The 239-nt window shown below is 66.5% G+C and carries 1 protein-coding gene; it reads left to right on the top strand.

The features are described from left to right. A partial coding sequence (locus KVS71_RS18585) for a hypothetical protein (RefSeq protein WP_217585272.1) occupies positions 1-239 on the top strand: 239 nt, incomplete at both ends.

Below are 239 nucleotides of genomic sequence, written 5' to 3'. Positions count from 1 at the left end.
CAGCTCGCCGACGGGCACTCGCACCTGCTCCCCACGACCAACCCGGCGACGGACTCCTACGACCCGGCGTACGGCTATGAGAACGCGCACATCATGCGCTCCGGTCTCGAGCGCATGTACGGCGGGCAGCACGAAGACCCGAACGACATGTACTACCTCACGGTGTACAACGAGCCGATGGTCCAACCCCCGGAGCCGGCCGACGTGGATGTCGACGGCATCGTCCGCGGCATCCACCA

Origin of the sequence: Microbacterium sp. GbtcB4, from assembly GCF_019091465.1 — a bacterium.
In the GTDB taxonomy this organism is placed as follows: Bacteria; Actinomycetota; Actinomycetes; order Actinomycetales; family Microbacteriaceae; genus Microbacterium; species Microbacterium paraoxydans.
The sequence above is the reverse complement of the archived record's forward strand: the minus strand, read 5'-3'. Positions and strand labels throughout refer to the sequence as shown.